The sequence below is a fragment of the Bifidobacterium sp. B4142 genome, assembly GCF_026537325.1.
In the GTDB taxonomy this organism is placed as follows: Bacteria; Actinomycetota; Actinomycetes; order Actinomycetales; family Bifidobacteriaceae; genus Bombiscardovia.
Genome location: NZ_JAFNMJ010000004.1, coordinates 140,904 through 159,996, shown reverse-complemented (window position 1 = coordinate 159,996; position 19,093 = coordinate 140,904). Strand labels below are relative to the sequence as shown.

The window sequence follows — 19,093 nt, the reverse complement described above, 5'->3', positions numbered from 1 at the left end:
CCGGGCGGGCATCGGACTGGCAATCAAAAAGCTATAAGTAGCACAAACACGCTCTTGAGTTCTCAAACCACCACCACACCAACAATTCCAAGCCCTCCGAAGAGAACTCAACACTGCCGGGCAGCAAGAAGTAAACCTACACGAACTTAGGTTGTCCCGCAAATTGGTATACAAAAATATCGGAGGAACCCAATGATTCCGGGGCTTTTACGGCGTGTCGACTTTCATCGACATGTTCCCCGTTTCATCGGCCTTCGCCTATCCAGGAGCCCCGTGCACTCTTCAGCGAGGCTCATACCAATATCTTCAAGGCCTAATGTTAGTAGATTTAGTCGTTCGCAGGAAGTATTTCCACCATGCGGATGAGCGCGTGCGACGAGGCAACCATTGCTTATCAATAGCGTGCTACAGGCAGAGGGATTTAACAGTCGCCGCGAACCGTTCAGGCTCATCCCATTGCGGGCAATGCCCTGACTGGTCAAAGCAGATGAACCGATGCGGGCTCTCCAACCCATCGGCGAACTGCTCAACCAGACTACCCGGCAGATGACGGTCATACCTGCCGCTAATGAAATAGACGGGCGCCCCGAAAGAGGTCCGCCCGCTGAAATCGACCTGCTCCAGCTCAGCATCCAAGCGCGCCCGGGATTGAGCCACCCCCTTGGCTTGGTTAAGCAGACGCGACCAGTTGTAGTACGGCGAGCGCAGGTAGGTCATGATCCGTCCCAGGAATCCGAACAGCATGGCAGCCCCGCCGCGAGACAGCAACTCATCAATCATCAGCACCAAGTCGGCAATCCCGCTCTCCCCGCTGACAATCGAACTGAGCCGGTGGCCTAAATGCTGTTGGGCCCAATTTTGTCTTAACCGAAGAGCGGCATGCATACTGACAACCTGTCCGAGGCCGATGTAGCAGCGGACAAGCGAGGGATAGCGCTTCACCATTTCCAGCCCCAGGACGCTGCCCCAGGAATGACCGATGAGGATCAGGGAATCCTGCCCATAGGCGCGAAGAAGCTTTAGCACGAACTGGTGAACATCTTCGACTATAGAATCGATGGTTACTGCTTCGCCTGGGATAAAAGGATGGTAGGACAACCCACTGCCGCGCTGGTCCAGGTTGATGAAACGGAAATCGCGTTCCAATGCCGCGTTGTACCGCATGGTCAACGGAATGCAAGCATCGCCTGGGCCACCATGCAAATAAAGAATGATAGGAGCACGACGCGGTGCCGGATTCATCGAGAATACCAGGTGCGTGCCATTGATCTGCGTCCTATACAGGCGGGAGCGGCTGGGAACTACCACGGTGCGACCAGTCATGGAATCATTTTATCCATATCTCATCCAGCGTGCGCTGAAATCACCTTTAATGAGATAAAACCCGGCGTATAAGTATATGCACGGTTCGCATATTTCTTGACTCGTGTATCAATATAATTGACTGCTGCTTAAGCATATCTGTAAACCGGCGAATCAATCATCGCAGAAACAGAGCTGGCTTTTCTTCCCTGAAATTGCCTAATCTTCTTTCCCTATCCGATGGTCTTGCAAATAGCTAGCTGCATCCAAATAGTGAGAACGTTATCTAGGTATCAAGAGCACAATATCAAATAGGATATGTTTTAGGCAATATAGAGCTTTATGATCTACCAGTGTTTGACGATAGAACGTTTTCATAATATACTGTTTTATGTCGTGTCGATGATGTCACCGGCAAGAATTCAACAAGAGGGACCAGTAATAAAACGAAAGGAGCCTTGTACATATCAGCGCACCCCAGCCGATTATGACCTTGCTCTTGAGAATCAGACGGCCAACGCGTGAACAATGTAGTTCTCGGCATCACTCAATCGGGTCCTGAACAATCCGAATCGAGCGATTGCTTCGCATTCCGATGAAAGAAACGCATCATGGGAAAATATCAGACACTTATAGCATTAGCGGCGAGCGCGAGCCTGCTGATCGGAACATGCGTTCTGCCAGCGGCCTACGCCGATGAAGCCAAACCAGCACAAGTCCTCAAAGTCGATATGGGCAAGACAACCGGGGACTTCCTCGGCGGAGCCTCAGGAACCCTGTACGGTTTAGGCGACGAAGGATCGCCGACAGATGCCATTCTCGACGGCGCCCGTGTGGAAAATTCTTCACAGAAACCGCCAACGGGCTCCCAACACCCCAGCGGGGACGCCCTGGCCTTGGAGCGCCAGTTCTTTGCCAATGGAGGACGAGAACTGGCCGTATACATGCAGGATTATTACCCAGATTGGTCCTATAACCATGGTTCACGCCCGGGAGATGACCGATCATATGTAACCAATGTGCCTGTCAGCGATCCCAGATATGGCACCTACAGCGATCAGTCCAATGGACGTTGGGATTATAGCGAAGTCATCGAAATCGTCGTCAATAAGATATTGTCCCAATCAGAGCATCCTGACCAATACACCTTCATCCCCTTCAACGAGCCAGACGGAGGCAACTGGTACTACACGGGCGATGATGCCCAGAACCCGCTGTTCAAAACAACTTTCCTGAACGACTGGGACGCAGACTGCCAACTGATACAAACCATCTGGCAACAATACAAAACCGGCGAAAAACCAAGCAAGGTGCACCCCACAGCAGCGCACGCCCGCATAGCCGGCCCTGGGGACTCATCCTTCAGGCAGAATAGATCAGAAGCTTTTCTGCGCCACACCAAGGAAGTGGGAACCCTACCGGATATCTTCGTCTGGCATGAGCTGGGCAAAGAAAGCCTGCAGAACTATCGGACCCACTACGCGAATTACCGTGCTTTGGAACACGACATCGGCGTGCCCGCCAGAAAGATCAACATCACCGAGTACGGAGAGCTACGCGACATGTCCGTACCTGGTCAACTTGTGCAATGGATGAGCATGTTCGAGGACACCAAAGTCCAAGCCGAGACCGCCTACTGGAACTATGCAGGCAACCTATCAGACAATATGGCCAATGCCAATGCTGCCAATGCAGGCTGGTGGCAGTTCAAATGGTATGGAGACCTGAGAGGAGATCAAACTGTTCAGGTGGATTCCGATCACCGCGACAAAATCGACTCGCTCCAAGGCATCGGGGCATTGGATACCGCCAACCATAAGGGAACAGTCTTATACGGAGGCGCCAACGACGAGAACGCCGATCAGGTGAAGAATACCGGAGCCAACATTCCAGTGACCGTGCAACTGACGGGATTAGACAAGGCAGGGTTTGGCTCCACAGTGGATGTCGAAGTGCGCGAGAATGCTTTTACGGGACCAGACGGCATCGCTGCAACCCCCCGCGTGGTCAATGCGCTCTCAAATGCTCAGGTACGCAATGGCACACTCGATGTCACCACGACCAGTGTGGACCGGTATGCCTCATATCAACTCGTCGTCACGCCACACCAGGACCGGTCACTTCGCACAGATGACCAATTGGGTCGAAATCTCCAAGTCACAGAAGCTGAACGGACCAAATTATCCGGCGGCGCCCGTGCTTACGACAAAACACCTTCGGGCAATGGGTGGAGCTACTTCATGACGTCCGGCAACGGTGATGTCGGCAACTTCAAGGATGGGGCCACAGCTGACTGGGAAGTCCAAACCCCTGCTGACGGCAAATACAGGCTGCAGGTAATCAGCGGAAACACTGGATTCCCAGGGACTAATAAGGTCAGCGTGGACTCCAAAGCCGTTGGTGAATTAGACTATCACGCCGAACTTGCCATGAAAGATGCTGCGAAATGGCTGTATAGGGGAAGCTCTCAGCTGGAGATGAACCTTACTCAAGGACGACACATCATCAGTATCCATGGATCGACGGCCTTGGATAACACCCTTGACAAGTTCCTCCTTTACAGGATTCCCGAGGATCGCGATGGAACCAGTGATGCCGTAGACTACCCAGCTACGCAATTTCGCCTTGCCGGCGGAGCCTCGCTCGATTTCTCCAATGAAGGCAGTCGCGGGTTCGCCGAACTTCGATCAGGCCATGCTCATGCCTTCATCCACGGCTGGTCCCAGGGATACCACACGATCAAACTCGTCTATCGGGCCGCCAAAGGAACACCGATTGCCCTGAACATGAATGGAAAAATCCTCCCGGGAATCACTGCCGCCTACTCAGGTCTGCAATCGACCAGTCTTGAGGTGGCACTGAGTGAAGGCATCAACAGTCTGGACCTTTCGGGAACAGGCGTGAGTCTACGCGATGTTCAGGTCGCCGCATCCAAGGATCTGCGTCACTCTGCCATCTCCCTTCAGGCAGAGGATCAACAATTGAACGGCGGGGCGAGCGCGATCACTGAGAATTCGTCCAATGCCGAAAACCACCAATACGTGATCGGCCTGGGGAATCAGTTCACCACTGCTGAAAGCGGCCCAGCCGGATACGGCGATCGCACCCGTGTAGTGGTTGAGAATAGCAACAACAGACCAAAGGTGAATACGCACAATCCCGGCATCATGACCATTCCGGCAGGCACGGTTCCTCGTGGGGACTATATGGTGGCCGTCAGATTCTCCAACGATGCCTTCATCGGCAGGCACGACTACAACCCGCAAATCGTGGACCTCGGACTGCAAATCCGCCAGGGGGATGGCCACGGCCCCGAACTTGCCAGAGGTTCGTTTAGGTATACCTATTCCGACAGAAGCTTCTTGAACCGCTCGCTGCAGGTATCCACGAATGGAGGGGCCCTATCACTGGGGAACTGGGATCCGGCTGGAACGGGCAGAGGCGCTGTCTCCTGGGGAGTGGCACCGAATATCGACTCCCTGATTTTCTACCCTGAAATCATCGGGACGCCGGCATCCGAAGACCTAGAGTCCCACCCATCAGAACCAGGTTCAGTCACCATCCATGCCCCCGGCCTGGCTCAGGGCCGAATGACACTGCGTAAGGGCCAGAAATTGCAGTTGACCGCCACAGATTCGCAGAGTTCATCTGATGCCGCCATCACCTGGTCCACATCGGATCCACGCATAGCAACGGTAGACCCCCAAGGCATGCTGTCTGCCCTTGAGGTTGGCAACTGCACGATCACAGCAAGTTCCGGAAGTGCCAGCTCGTCCTTCCGTCTTCAGGTGATTCCGGCGACATCCGCAGATGCGTCGACCGCGAACGATTCAAAAGCTAAGCCTAGGTCGAGCGCGAAAGCAGCAGGACAAAAAGGTCAGGAATTCCGACTTTCATCCACAGGGTCTGCAGTTACGCTCATCCTCCTTACAACCATCGTGCTTGTAGGAACTTCCGTTCTGACCTTCATGATGATCCAGCATTCTCACGGCAAACAGTCATGACATACTGTGCATACTGTGAGGCTTGGTCGAATTAACGGCTTTCCTGTGGCCATTCCCCAGTGCGATAGCCACAGGAAGACCGGCATCGCCGGCAGACACACTTACAACCCGACAGAAACGACACGCTTAATTGACTCGATAACGTTTTCAAATTACTCTGTGTTTTTAGGGATTGACCTTCGTGGCCATAGGGATATGAACATTCTCCAAGACCGCAGAGAGGCGATCAGCAAATAAGCAGGGAAGGTTGTTTGCGGTTATCGGTCACCACGATCTCCACCGACACCCGACTTGGCTGTAATCATATGGCAGAGGACATCATGACACATGACTTTCAATGGGGCAATAATCGTCTATCCTTGTTTTTCCATTGGGATGACGACGCTCCAGTCAGCATAGGTCGGATTACGTCGGATGATGTGGACATGAGGATCGACGACAATCTGCCCCTTGTGGAGATCATGGCCGCTGGCTTCGGTCATTGGATTGCCTGCGAAAGGCTGGTCAGCACTTCAATCGGGGCTGGCATGCGATACGTTTCTCATCATTCTGACAAATCTGAAAACGGTATCAATTCGTTACACGTACGAATGAAGAACTGTACCGCCGGTCTTCAAGCTGACGTGACCTATCAACTTCCTACGAATCAGACCATGTTCCGGACCTTTGTAACAGTGACCAACATCGGAAACCGCCCGATCAGCCTCGAATCAGTCACCAGCTGGGTCAGTCTGTTCGGATCCACGCCCGGAGGGCAGCAAGATGCAAGCGGCTGGAAACTTCTTCACGGCGCTTTCGCCTGGTTGGGCGAAAACCGCTGGCGCTCTGAAAATACCGAGGATCTCTTCCCTCAGCTCTCTCAGGAGCTGACCGGAAACAATCCACGCAACGAGTACAAAGCAATCTCCACAGGCACCTGGTCAACTGGTCGCCAGGCTCCGCTCGCGGTCCTATGCAACAAGAGCCATACAGCCACTTGGATTTTCCAAGTCGAGCACAACGGAGCTTGGCGATGGGAGGTCGGCGACTATACCGTCGATGGATACATGGCTTTATCCGGACCCACAAACGAAGATCACTCCTGGTCAAAATGCCTTGCGCCGGGACAAAGTTTTACGTCCGTGCCGGCATCGGTCACTCTGGCCTCTTCCTTTCAATCGGCCTACGATTCCCTGATCGCTTATCGGCGGACTTTCGGCACGCACGTGGCCAAGGACCAACATCCACTAGTGGTTTTCAACGACTACATGAATACCATCAACGGTGACCCGACCACAGAGAAGCTGCTTCCACTGATCGACAGCGCAGCTGAAGTGGGCGCCCAAGTCTTCTGCATCGACTGCGGCTGGTATGACGATTCCGGCGATTGGTGGCCTTCGGTGGGCGAATGGAAACCCTCCACGACGCGCTTTCCAGGGGGATTCGCCGAGGTGATTGATGCCATCGTCTCGCGCGGCATGGTTCCCGGCCTGTGGATGGAACCCGAGGTCGTGGGCGTGCGTAGCCCTATCGCCGCCGCACTGCCAAACGCGGCCTTCTTCCAACGCAATGGTCGACGTGTGGTCGAACAGGACCGTTATCTACTCGACTTTCGAGCTGATGAGGCTCGCAAGTACATGGACTCGGTAATTGACAGGCTTATCGGCGAATTTGGCATCGGCTACTTTAAGTTCGACTACAACGTCTCTCCCGGAGCAGGCACCGACAATCAAGCCGATAGCCTGGGAGATGGACTTCTAGGCCACAACCGGGCCTACTGTGACTGGTTGGATGCCTTACATAAGCGTTACCCAGACCTGATTCTTGAGAACTGCTCCTCGGGCGGCATGCGCGAAGACTTCATGCAGACCAGTCACTTCCGCGTCCAATCAACTTCGGATCAGCAGGATTATCGTCTCTATCCACCGATCGCGGCATCCTCACCCATGATGACCGTGCCGGAGCAAACGGCCAACTGGGCCTATCCACAAGCTTCCATGAGTCTGGAGGAGATCACCTTCAACCTGAACACCAGCATGCTGGGCAGATTGTTCATTTCGGGCTTTCTCAATGCCATGGGTGAGGACCAGCGCAACCTGATCGCCCAGGCCGTACAGACCTACAAGCTTCATATACAGCCCATCGTTTCCAGAGCTGTTCCTTTTTGGCCCATGGGACTGCCCGGATGGACAGACAAGGCATTGGCCCTCGGTCTTCGCTATGACCAGAGCGCACTGGTGACGGTGTGGGCTCGAGACCCCGCCGGCAAAGAAAGCAATGTGGTTCTATCCTTGCCTGATTTCGCCGACTCAGCCGTTGATGTTCATACCATCTTCCCCACAGGCGAACGCTTCGCACCATGGAAAATCCTTTGGGACCCGAACAATGCCAAGCTGCGTTTGCAAGCGCCAGAGCGTCGATTCACGTCCCGAACCATATTGATCACGAGAAAGGAGGCCCAAGGTCAAAGTCGTCTTTAAGGAATTACCGGCAGGCGTCAACACCTACAAACCGGGGGGTTCCGAGTAGCCATTCATGATGGGCAGAAGGTTCTACGAAGGATCGTGGAACATAGGAAAGGAATTTCAATGAAGATATTCAACACAACACGAGTCGGAGCGGCCATCGCCCTGACGGGTGCGATGGTTTTCTCTCTGGTCGGGTGCTCGAATCCCTCGACTGGCAGCAGTGACAGTGCCGATACAAGCTCTAAGGATTACTGGCCATCGGCAACGCAGAAACTCGACGGGGTTCAGCTGAAAATGTGGGTGGCTCAGAACTCCAACAAGATTCCGCTGAAGGTGGTCTCGAACTTCGAGAAGGCTACGGGTGCCAAAATCGATGTCCAGACCATCCCTGATCCGTACGAGCAGAATGTCCAGACGAAGATCACGACTGGAGATACACCCGACCTGGCCTTCTGGCAGCCCACCAAGTCCATGCTGGCTGGTTTTATCGCCCAAGATAAGCTGCAAAAGCTCGATAATGCACCTTGGGTGAAGAACTACACCCAAGGCATCGCCGATGCAGGTGGCGTGGTGGACGGCACTCGTTATGCGGCTCTTTTCTCCACCCCACCGGTTGAGGGCGTCTTCTACAACAAGGAAGTCTTCAAGAAGGCCGGCATCACCGAGACACCTAAAAACTGGAACGATCTAGTCGAGACTGCCAAGAAGATCAAAGCGGCCAATGTCCCCGGCGTGAACTCCCCCCTGTTCGAAATGGCAGGCTCACAATGGGGTACCCAGTACGCGGTATCCGTCCAACTGGCCGAGGCGGCTCAGAACGGCCTCTGGGACCGCATCAATACCGGAAAAGAGAAGTTCACCGACAAGACTGTTCAGACCGCAGTCGACAACTACAAGCAGCTCTTCGATGAGGGCCTCTATAACAAGGACGCAGGATCAGCCAAGGACACCGACCAGGCTGCAGCGCTCTGGGACGGCAAGACCGGAATGATCATCCAGGTCAATTCGCTGTTCAACGCCGTGGCTGCTCTGGCCAAGAATGATAAACAGGCCTTGGACGAAAGAATCGGATTCTTCCCCATTTCCAAGGATGGGAATGTCGGAACCATCATCCCCGAACAGAACAACGCGCTGGTGGCCTTCAAGAGCAAAGACAGCAAGAAGGAGGCCGCCGCTCGTCAGTTCATTAATTACTGGATGAGCACCGGATACGCAGACTTCGTCAAAGACCAGAAGATCATCTCCGTACTGAAGGGGGTTAAGTCTCCTAATTCGGTTCCTCAAGCCTTGATTGATTCCGCAGCTGCGATCAAGACCGGCGTAGGCTCCATGCAGTCTCTGGCCATAGCCAATCCTGACCTTTACATCAATTTGGCCGATATGGTCAACGGCACGAAGTCGCCCCAGGATGTGACCAAGGCGACCCAGGACCAGTTCGCTCAATTGGCTAAAGCACAGGGGGCCAAGAACTTCTAAAGGCTCCTGTCTTTATCCTGCTTCCGGCAGCTGCCAGCACCAAGGCAACAGCCGGAAGCGGTCATCATGCACGACATCGGATGGGCATCAGGGCCGGCGCTCCTGATCCTGATGCCCATCTCATGGAAGGAAAAGCAGATAAGTATGGTAAACCATGCAACCGAGGGGGTCACACCTCACGGAGGGCGAAGAAGGAACAGATCGATCACCCCCGTCAATCCCATCAAAACGCTTATGAAGCAGAACTACCCGCTGCAATTCGTCATTCCGGCATTTGTGGTTCTGCTGATCTTCTTCTTCATTCCGACGATCATGAATTTCATCTACGCCTTCACCAACTGGTCGGCCTTTGGCAAGACGATTGATTTCAACGGGGTACGTAATTTCGTCGATCTGTTCCGCTCGGGCACCTTGATGCGAGACCTGCGCATCACCCTGGTCTACGCCATTCTCGTAGCTATATTCCAGAACACCTTCGGGTTGATCCTGGCGGTCTTTCTCGAAGAAGACACCCGCCTCAACAGGTTTGCTCGTGTCATGTTCTTCGTTCCAGTCATCATGTCGGCCCTGGCGGTCGGCTACATATGGCAGGCAGTGCTCAAATCTGACGGCGCCCTCAATCAGATACTCTCCTTCTTCCTGGGACGGACAATCGACCTGGCTTGGCTGGGTAACACCACATGGACCATCATTCTTGTCGCAGCAATCCACGGATGGAAATGGATGGGCTTGTCCATGCTGATCTTCCTGGCCGGACTCAAGACCATCGATTCGGACGTTCTGGAAGCTGCAAGCATTGATGGCGCCAGCAAAAGCCAGATATTCTGGAAGATCAAGTTCCCGCTGCTGGCTCCGGCATTTACTTTCAATGTCGCCACATCACTCCTGGGCTCCATGAACGGCTTTGACATTGTCCAAGCGACTACAGCAGGAGGACCTGGCGGATCTACGGAAATACTGAACATCTTTATTTGGAGAACCTTCGGTCAGGGACTCTACTCGCAGTCGACAACCATGAGCCTGGTTCTGTTTGTCATGGTGATGATCATCGCCATCCCCCTGATCATCTACCTGCGGAGAAGAGAGGCAAAGATCCTATGACATCGGCAACCTACACGCCGGATACGGCCACCCAGGCCCAAAGCAACACAACCATGAACAAGCGATCCAAAGCCGGCACCATCGTCCATGCAGTACTGGTGGTTCTGGTCATGCTGATACTCTTGGGTGTCCCTTTCTGGCTTCTCATTGTTACAGCCGGCAAAAGCCAGGCCGAGGCGATCCGCCCCACGATGAGCCTGCCCAGCCATTGGCAGCTTTTGCAGAACTTCTCGACTGTCATCACCGATGGCAAAATGATCAAGGCTTTCTTCGGATCGGTGATCGTAACGGTGCCCTCGGTCTTCCTGGCTCTCTTGCTGGGCTCCATGGCATCCTGGGTACTTGCCCGTCGAGCCACCAAGCCAATGACGGTGGTGTATGCCCTTTCCATCTCTGGCCTTGTCCTGCCGCCGGCAGTGGTGACCGTTATGATGCTGCTCAAGATCATCGGCCTATCAGGAACAGCTCTGGGAATGATCGGAGTCTACGTCGGAATCTACCTGTCTACGGTCATCTTCTTCGTCACTGGATTCATCCGGACGATACCGATCTCTCTTGAAGAGGCCGCACGCATGGACGGGGCCAGTCCTATGCGGATATTCTTCACGATCATCCTCCCCCTCCTGGGACCGACGCTCGCCACGGCAACCATTCTGGTCACCCTCTACATCTGGAACGACGTCTTCTACTCGCTCTTCATACTGTCCGGCAAGATGGATCTGCTGCCGCTGAACCTTTACAACGTTGCCTCTGCAGGTCTGTACTTGAACAACTGGCATCTGATCTTCGCCTACATCATTCTGATGAGCCTGCCGCTGTTGATCATCTTCGCACTGGCACAGCGTAAGATCATCTCGGGCATCACTGGTGGAGCAGTAAAGTAGTCCAAAACAAGAGGTCGGACACTGGCGGCAAGGCATCAGCATGACGCCGTCTGCGTTCGACCTCCTCATGTACTATGAAGTGGCCGGAAACTGCTCGGCAGTGGAGGTCGGCCAAAAGGACGGACGAACAGATGCCGGTCCGTCAGTCTGATTCTGCGGGTATGTATTAATCCCATCCGATGGTCAGGCATAAGGCGGCATATGGGTATGGGAGTTGCTATGGCTAGGACAGTCGATCACAATAAACCGGCATCAATCAAAGATGTTGCTGTCCTGGCCCAGGTTTCGGTTCCTACTGTGTCCCGGTACCTCAACAGCCCAGAACGGGTCAGCAAGGAAAAACGCGACAGAATCGCCAAGGCAGTGAAGCTCCTGCGCTACCGCCCCAACCCCATTGCTAGAGCCTTGGTCAAGGAACGGACCAAAACCATCGCTGTTCTATCGACGAATACCACTCTGTTCGGTCAATCGCAGACCATTTTCGGCATTGAGGAAAGAGCGCAAAAGGCTGGATACACACTGAATATCGGAGTTCTGAGCCCAGAGGCGGGCGAGCAGTCGCGCCAGCGCATCCAATCGATTCTGGATCAGAATCCGGCAGGCATCGTGCTCCTTGATTACGATCAGGTTAGCGACGATGCCTTCGCCTACGTGAACAAGGATCTGCCCATCATCCTCATTGCCGGCAACCGGAAATCGGATGTCACTCAAATTTCCATGCAGGAGCGCGACGGAGGGTATGCGGTAACCTCCTATCTGTTGGGGTTGGGACATAAAACCGTGTATCACGTCAGCATTCCCGGCGGTGCTGGCGGGTACAGCCGCCTAGCCGGTTGGAGATCCGCCTGTGAAGATGCCGGGGTGCCGGCGCCAGCACCCATAAAGGCTGATTGGGATCCTGAGTCCGGCAAGCGCATAGGGTCAGCCTTGGGACGAAAACCTGAGGTCACCGCCATTTTCGCCGGCAATGACGAGATCGGCATGGGCATCATCCGAGGCCTCAACGATGTGGGCCGAAGAGTGCCCGAAGATGTATCAGTAGCAGGCTTTGACGATCACCCCATTGCCAAGATCTGGAATCCCTCACTGACGACGATCCATCAGGATTTCTTCAAGGCCGGAGAAAAGGCCTTCGACCTATTGAAAACAGAAATTGATGACATCGATCAAGGGCGGGGCAGGACCGATGACTGGAACAAGCTGGTGGAGCTGCCAGGCCACCTGATCGAACGAGAGTCGACCGGAGTTCCTAGATCGTAGTAACACGAGGTATGGGAATCCGTTCCCATACCACCTGCAAATACACGCCGCAAAACAAGTCAGGTTATGCGGCAAATTCGACAGTTCGCGCATGTACAGCCACAGAAACACGTCATAAATGATTAACTGAAATCGTGGCATAAAGGCGTGTCGATGCAGCTGAAGGTCGCTCGCCCACCCAGGAGGCGGATCACAGTTCAAGCGCTCCGTCTACTTCGTGACCGGCCCATAGTCGTGACCGGGTGAAGCTTCGGCAGAGAACAGAGGAAAGTAGCGAACATGTTCAGTGTCAATCTGAGCGATGTGGTCGCCGTACTCAAGTCGCTGATACCCCAGCTGGTGGTCATCGGCGTCTTTCTGGTACTGGCCCTGCTGATCACGATCGCCGTGAACAAGCACACAGTCAAAAACGTAGCCAACCGAAAGATGATCCACTCCCAGTCCTGGCTGGTGGCCTTCGTGGCTGTCGTCGCAGCCCTGGCAACCATGCTCCTGGGACCCTTGTCCAACCTGATCACCAAGTCCACCAGCAAGCACGAGCTGCAGCCAGCGACCGTTACCGCAGCCCGGAACCTGGCCAAGGACATCCAGCGTGAGTCCGTCACCATGCTGCAGAATTCGGATGGGACACTCCCCCTGAAGTCCGACAAGGTCAATGTCTTCGGCTGGGCCTCGACCAACCCCGTCTACGGCGGCACAGGTTCCGGCTCCATGTCGGCAGACAACCCTACAACCAGCCTGCTTGACGGCATCTCCTCAGCCGGTCTAAAGACCAACAAAGAGCTGAGCGACTTCTATACCAAGTACCGTGCAGACCGCCCCAAGGTCGAAATGTTCGCCCAGGACTGGACCCTGCCCGAGCCCACGGCAGACAAGTACACCAGCAAGCTCATGGATGACGCCAAGCAGTTCTCCGACACCGCTGTGGTGGTCATCGGTCGAGTGGGCGGCGAGGGCGCCGACCTGCCGAAGGACATGAAGGCCAAGGACATCACCTATCACGACAATGACAAGGCCAATCCGGACTTCAAGCAGGGCCAGAGCTTCCTGGAGCTGTCCAAGCCCGAGAGCGACATGATCGCCAAGGTCACCAGCTCCTTCGACAAGGTGGTCCTGGTCTACAACGGCGCCAACACCTTCAACCTGAACTTCGTGGGTCAATATCCGCAGATCAAGTCCGTCCTCTGGTGCCCGCCCCCGGGGCAGGCCGGTTTCACCGCCCTGGGCGAGGTCCTGAAAGGCAAGGTCAACCCTTCGGGCAAGACCTCTGACACCTTCGTGCGCGACCTGACCAAGACGCCGACCTACAACAACTTCGGCTCATTCACCTACACCAATATGGACGACCACAAGGCCACCTTCACCGGATTCACCGGCAAGCCCGAAACCAGTACGCCTACCTTCGTGGACTACAACGAGGGCATTTACGTGGGCTACCGCTTCTGGGAGACTGCGGCCAAGGAAGGCCTGATCAACTACAACCAGATGGTCCAATACCCCTTCGGATACGGCCTGTCATACACCACCTTCAGCCAGAAGATGGGACCGATCCATCATGCTGATGGGAAGATCTCCTTTGATGTGACCGTCACCAACACCGGCGCCAAGGCCGGCCGCGACACGGTCCAGACCTACTTCGATCCCCCCTATACCAATGGGGGCATAGAGAAGGCCAGCGCCAACCTGGTCTCCTTCAAGAAGACCAATATCCTGGATCCCGGCAAGAGCCAGACCATCCCCGTGAGCTTCAAGGACGAGGACATGGCCTCCTATGATGCCGACCATGCCAAGGCCTACGTGCTGGATCAGGGCGACTACGGCATCTCCATTCGTTCCGACTCCCACCGTCCGATCCAATCCGACACGGTCAACATTGCCCATACGGTCACCTATGACAAGAGCAATCCCCGCTCCGTCGACAAGGTCGCGGCCACCAACAGGTTCGACGATGCCAAGGGCACGGTGACCTATCTGTCCCGGGCCAACCACTTCGCCAACTATGCGGATGCTGTGGCGGCACCCAAGAGCACCGAGATGCCCGAGGAGGCCAAGGCCCACTTCTATAACAACGACAACTATGATCCCAAGAAGTTTGACAAAGACAGCGACAAGATGCCCACGACAGGTGCCAAGAACAATGTCAGGCTCTACCAGCTGCGCGACAAGAAGTACGACGACCCCATGTGGGACAAGCTGCTGGATCAGCTCAGCGTCAAGGACATGGACAGCCTGATCGCCATGAGTGGCTATGGCACCCAGGCTGTCAAGGGCATCGGCAAGATCGAACTCACCGATGCCGATGGCCCCGCTGCCCTGAACAACAACTTCACCAAGGTTGGTTCCCTGGGCTTCCCCTCATCCACCTCCATAGCCTGCACCTGGAACCCCGGTCTAGCCACCCGCTACGGCGAGATGATCGGCACCATGGCCCATGACATGGATGTCTCCGGCTGGTACGCGCCGGCCTTCAACATCCACCGCAGTGCCTTCTCCGGACGTAACTTCGAGTACTTCTCCGAAGACCCCGAGATCAATGCGGTCATGGGGTCCAACGAGGTCGCAGCGGCCCGGTCCAAGGGCGTCTACGCCTTCATGAAGCACTTCGCCATGAACGACCAGGAGACCAACCGTACCAACATGCTGGCTACCTGGGCCAACGAGCAGACCATCCGCGAGATCTACCTGAAGCCATTCCAGGCTGCTGTGGTCAAGGGTGGCGCCCAGGCTGCCATGAGCTCATTCAACTACGTCGGCACCACCTACGTGGCCGCCTATGCGCCGCTGATGCAGGATGTGCTGCGCGGTGAGTGGGGCTTCCGCGGCATGGTCCTGACCGACTACTTCGGCGTCTATGGTTATCAGAACGCCGACCAGTTGATCCGCAACGGGAACGACGCCATGCTGGCCACCACCGAGGTGACCAACCACGTCAAGGACAAGAGCGCCACCTCGGTCAAGGCCATGCGCCAAGCCAGCCACAACATCCTCTATACGGTCGTGCATGGATACAAGTACGCCAATGGCGACCCCAAGGTGCAGACCCCTGCCTGGCAAATTGCCCTCTATGTGGCACTGGTTGTGCTGGCCCTGATCTTCCTGGCTCTGGAGTACCTGGCCTTCAGAAGGTTCAAGGCACGTCGCAGCGCTGTGGATGTGGGCACTCTGAGCGATCTGGCGGATGACGCCCGGCAGACCCGCGCCCAGGATCCGGCCAGCATGGAGACCACACCGTCTGAGGACAGCTCCGACCAAGGGCCGACGGCCTGATCCTCCATCTGAAGCTGATCCGTTCCCCGGCGTACGGACTTATGCACCGTCCGCCGGGGAACGGATCAGCACACCTGTTGGTATATAGGCAACATTCATGCCAGGAAAACGACAGGTTATGCAACCCACTCGTATAGGCCTCGACAGTCCGGGAATTCAACGACCAATCCGAGGCCAATCGTGGAAGCAACGAGGGTTCCCGCCGCAGGATCAGCCCCCGTCACGGAAAAGGAACACTATGGAAGTCAAGGATCTGACAGTTCTGGAACGGGCATCGCTGCTCTCCGGAAAATCCACCTGGGCGACCCGTGCCCTGAAGAGGGCGGGCATCCCGAGCATGGTCCTGAGCGACGGCCCTCACGGTCTGCGCCGCCAGACCGGATCAGGGGACAATCTAGGCATGGGCAAGTCCAAGCCCGCTACCTGCTTCCCCACAGCCGGCACTGTGGCCTGCTCATGGGACCCGGAGCTGGCCAAGACCATGGGCCAGGCGCTGGGCAACGAGGCCAGAAGCCTGGGCGTCAACATGGTCCTGGGTCCGGGTATGAACATCAAGCGCAATCCCCTGTGCGGCAGAAACTTTGAATACTATTCCGAGGACCCCCAGGTGGCCGGTCATATGGCTGCCGGCCTGATCGAAGGCATCCAATCCCAGGGCGTGGCCGCCACCCCCAAGCACTTCGCCATGAACAGCCAGGAGCTACGCCGCCAGGCATCCGACTCCGTGGTGGACGAGCGCACCATGCGCGAACTCTATCTGACCGGATTCGAGATCGCCGTGCACCAGGCCCACCCCTGGGCCATCATGACCTCATACAACATGGTTAACGGCACCTATGCCAACGAGAATTCCCACCTGCTCAAGGACATCCTGCGCAAAGAGTGGGGCTTCGACGGCATGGTGGTCTCGGATTGGGGCGGCTCCAACAGTGCGGTCGCCGCAGCAGCAAATGGCTCCTCCCTTGAGATGCCTCAGGCCGGATACGACTCCGTGCGACAGGTCGCCAAGGCCGTACAGGAGGGCCGCCTGGACGAGGCCGATCTGAATGCCCGAGCCGAAGAGGTGGCGCGACTGGCCAAGCTGACCTACCACTCTGGCATGGATCCTGATGGGAACCTGACCGCAGAACAGATACGGGATCACCATCAGGTGGCACGGAGCATCGCCGAGGGATCCGCCGTTCTTTTGGTCAATCGGGAGGGACGCCTGCCCCTGGCCGCCGGCACCCGGATCGCCCTAGTCGGGGATATGGCCGAGACTCCACGGTTCCAAGGATCTGGATCCTCAAAGGTCAACGTAGCCAAGCAGGAGAGCATGCTGGATCTGCTCAGGCAGGGCAACGGCGACGGCCTGGAGCTGGCCTCTTACAGTCAGGGCTACGAACGGCATGGCGAGAAGAACCAGTCTTTGATCGACCAAGCCGTGGCTGCCGCTGGCCAGGCTGACGTGATTGTCGCCTGCGTGGGCCTGGATGAACGCAGCGAATCCGAGGGCCTGGACCGCTCCCACATGGACATTCCCAGCAACCAGGTCGACCTGATCAAGGCCTTGGGCGCGACGGACAAACCCCTAGTAGTCGTCCTGGTGGCGGGCTCCCCCGTCACCACCGACTGGATCGACCAGTGCGATGCCGTCCTCTACATAGGGCTGTCCGGGCAGGCTGGAGCCTCAGCCACCCTGAACATCCTGACCGGCCGGATCGACCCCTCCGGCCACCTGGCGGAAACCTGGCCCAAGTCCTATGCCGACTGCCCCAGCGCCGACTGGTACCCCGACCCTGCGCACGAGTCGATCTACCGGGAGGGCCCCTTCGTCGGCTACCGCTACTACCTGACCGCCGACGTGGAGGAACGCTTCCCCTTCGGCTACGGTCTGTCTTACGCGCACTTCGCTTACTCCGATCTAACCGTGGACGACAAGGGAGTCACCTTCACCCTGACCAATGATTCGGACAGGCAGGGGGCCACTGTTCCCCAGCTCTACGTCCAGGCGCCCAAGGGTGGCGTGCTCAGGCCGGTCCGCGAACTGAAAGGCTTCAAGAAGGTCAGCCTGGATGCCGGCCAGTCCACCCAGGTCCGTATCGACTTCGATCAGACGACCTTCCGGCACTTCGACACGGCCAGCAACTCCTGGCAGGTCGAGTCCGGCGACTGGACCATCATGATCGGGTCCGATGCCCGCAACATGGAGCTGAGCGAGCATCTGAACGTCCAGGGCACCGTCGACCCGCAGAGTCCAGACCCTGCCTTGGGCGCTTACCTGACCGGCCGGGTCAAGGAGGTCGACGATGCCGCTGTGACAGCGCTCTTCGGCCACCCGGTGGTCCGACAGGGCGCCGTCAGCACCTTCGGTGTCAACGATCCGCTCTCATCCTGGAAGGACTCAAGAAGCGTCATGGCCAGGTTCGTGGCCAACTTCCTCGCCAAGAGCGAGAACCGCCACGAGGCCAAGACCGGCAACCCCGACCTAAACACCCTCTTCCTTCTCAACATGCCTCCCAGGGCCATGGCCAAGATGACCAACGGGCTGATTGATACGGCCATGGTCGAGGCCATCGTCCGCATCCCCAACGGCCACCTATGGAGGGGGCTGGGCGGATTCATCGCCGGATTCTTCAGAAACATGTCCGCCAACCGCAGGACCGGAAAGGAGCTCAATCATGAGTGATCAGCACAGCCAACAGGCCGAACAGCCGGCCCAAGGGAAGGCGACGACGGCCTCACAGTGGGCGATTGTGCGCTGGTGGCGGCGGTTCAGCGACCGACACACCACCCTGGCCCAGTTCATCGTCTTCTTCATCCTGTCCAACGGGGTCACCGTCCTGCAGCTGGTGCTCATGCCCGTGCTCAAGGCCATCTTCAACGGCACCTCCCTGGTGGGCACCAACTTCCAGATCTGGCGCATGGGGACCGTCAGCGGCAAGCCCTACTACCTGTTCGACTACGCGGCCGGGTCCATCGGCCACGGCGGCGGGGGCGGCCTGGCCTACTTCCTTGCGGTGGAGATCACCCTGCTGATCGCCCAGATCATCAACTTCTTCCTCCAACGCAACATCACCTTCAAGTCCAACTCCTCGGTCTGGAAGGCGGCTTTCTGGTACCTAGTGGCCTACGTGATCATCACCATCATCGCGGCAGCGCTGCAGGGTTGGTACAAGGACCCCATCTACGGCTTCTTCCAGCACACCCTGAACTGGGGCAGCCTAGGGACCACCATTGCTGATCTGGTCACCATGATCATCAACTCGGCCATCTCCTTCTGGGTCTTCTTCCCCATCTTCAAGGTCATCTTCCGTCAGGAGCCCACCGAATCTCAGGCGAGCGCCCAGTAAAATTCCGGCCCCACTCCCCC

General features: G+C 56.4%; 11 protein-coding genes. 9 read left to right on the top strand and 2 right to left on the bottom strand.

Annotation, left to right across the window (positions count from 1 at the left end; genetic code table 11):
* Positions 1-405 precede the first annotated feature (405 nt).
* Positions 406-1,323: an alpha/beta fold hydrolase gene (locus tag J3U06_RS07595; RefSeq protein WP_267444798.1), complete on the bottom strand. Its 918-nt coding sequence runs from the start codon at positions 1,321-1,323 to the stop codon at positions 406-408.
* 1,646 nt (positions 1,324-2,969) lie between these two features.
* On the opposite strand from J3U06_RS07595, the gene J3U06_RS07590 reads away from it, so the two are divergent.
* Entirely contained in the window at positions 2,970-5,306 is a 2,337-nt protein-coding gene (locus tag J3U06_RS07590) for an Ig-like domain-containing protein (protein WP_267444797.1), read from the top strand.
* Between the two features lie 353 nt (positions 5,307-5,659).
* On the opposite strand, the gene J3U06_RS07585 is transcribed toward J3U06_RS07590, so the two are convergent.
* The gene (locus J3U06_RS07585; RefSeq protein WP_267444796.1) at positions 5,660-5,788 is read right to left on the bottom strand and encodes a hypothetical protein; all 129 of its coding nucleotides are present in this window, start codon (positions 5,786-5,788) and stop codon (positions 5,660-5,662) included.
* Positions 5,789-5,929: 141 nt separating this feature from the next.
* Between J3U06_RS07585 and J3U06_RS07580 the strand changes: the two genes are divergently transcribed.
* The 8 genes from J3U06_RS07580 to J3U06_RS07545 all read left to right on the top strand — a co-directional run bounded on the left by J3U06_RS07580 (position 5,930) and on the right by J3U06_RS07545 (position 19,073).
* Positions 5,930-7,765 (top strand): glycoside hydrolase family 36 protein, encoded by a 1,836-nt coding sequence (locus J3U06_RS07580; RefSeq protein ID WP_267442705.1) that lies wholly within the window; start codon positions 5,930-5,932, stop codon positions 7,763-7,765.
* A 108-nt stretch (positions 7,766-7,873) separates the two neighbouring features.
* Positions 7,874-9,229 (top strand): ABC transporter substrate-binding protein, encoded by a 1,356-nt coding sequence (locus J3U06_RS07575; protein WP_121914843.1) that lies wholly within the window; start codon positions 7,874-7,876, stop codon positions 9,227-9,229.
* 144 nt (positions 9,230-9,373) lie between these two features.
* Entirely contained in the window at positions 9,374-10,330 is a 957-nt protein-coding gene (locus J3U06_RS07570) for a carbohydrate ABC transporter permease (RefSeq protein WP_267444795.1), read from the top strand.
* Complete coding sequence (locus J3U06_RS07565) at positions 10,327-11,214, top strand: carbohydrate ABC transporter permease (protein WP_051354109.1); 888 nt, start codon at positions 10,327-10,329, stop codon at positions 11,212-11,214. Before J3U06_RS07570 ends, J3U06_RS07565 begins: the two co-directional genes overlap by 4 nt.
* Positions 11,215-11,433: 219 nt before the next feature.
* Complete coding sequence (locus J3U06_RS07560; protein WP_267400921.1) at positions 11,434-12,474, top strand: LacI family DNA-binding transcriptional regulator; 1,041 nt, start codon at positions 11,434-11,436, stop codon at positions 12,472-12,474.
* Positions 12,475-12,753: 279 nt separating this feature from the next.
* Complete coding sequence (locus J3U06_RS07555) at positions 12,754-15,741, top strand: glycoside hydrolase family 3 C-terminal domain-containing protein (protein ID WP_267430942.1); 2,988 nt, start codon at positions 12,754-12,756, stop codon at positions 15,739-15,741.
* A 238-nt stretch (positions 15,742-15,979) separates the two neighbouring features.
* Entirely contained in the window at positions 15,980-18,409 is a 2,430-nt protein-coding gene (locus J3U06_RS07550; protein WP_267444794.1) for a glycoside hydrolase family 3 C-terminal domain-containing protein, read from the top strand.
* Complete coding sequence (locus J3U06_RS07545; RefSeq protein ID WP_267400918.1) at positions 18,402-19,073, top strand: hypothetical protein; 672 nt, start codon at positions 18,402-18,404, stop codon at positions 19,071-19,073. The genes J3U06_RS07550 and J3U06_RS07545 overlap by 8 nt, the downstream gene beginning before the upstream one ends.
* Positions 19,074-19,093 lie beyond the last annotated feature (20 nt).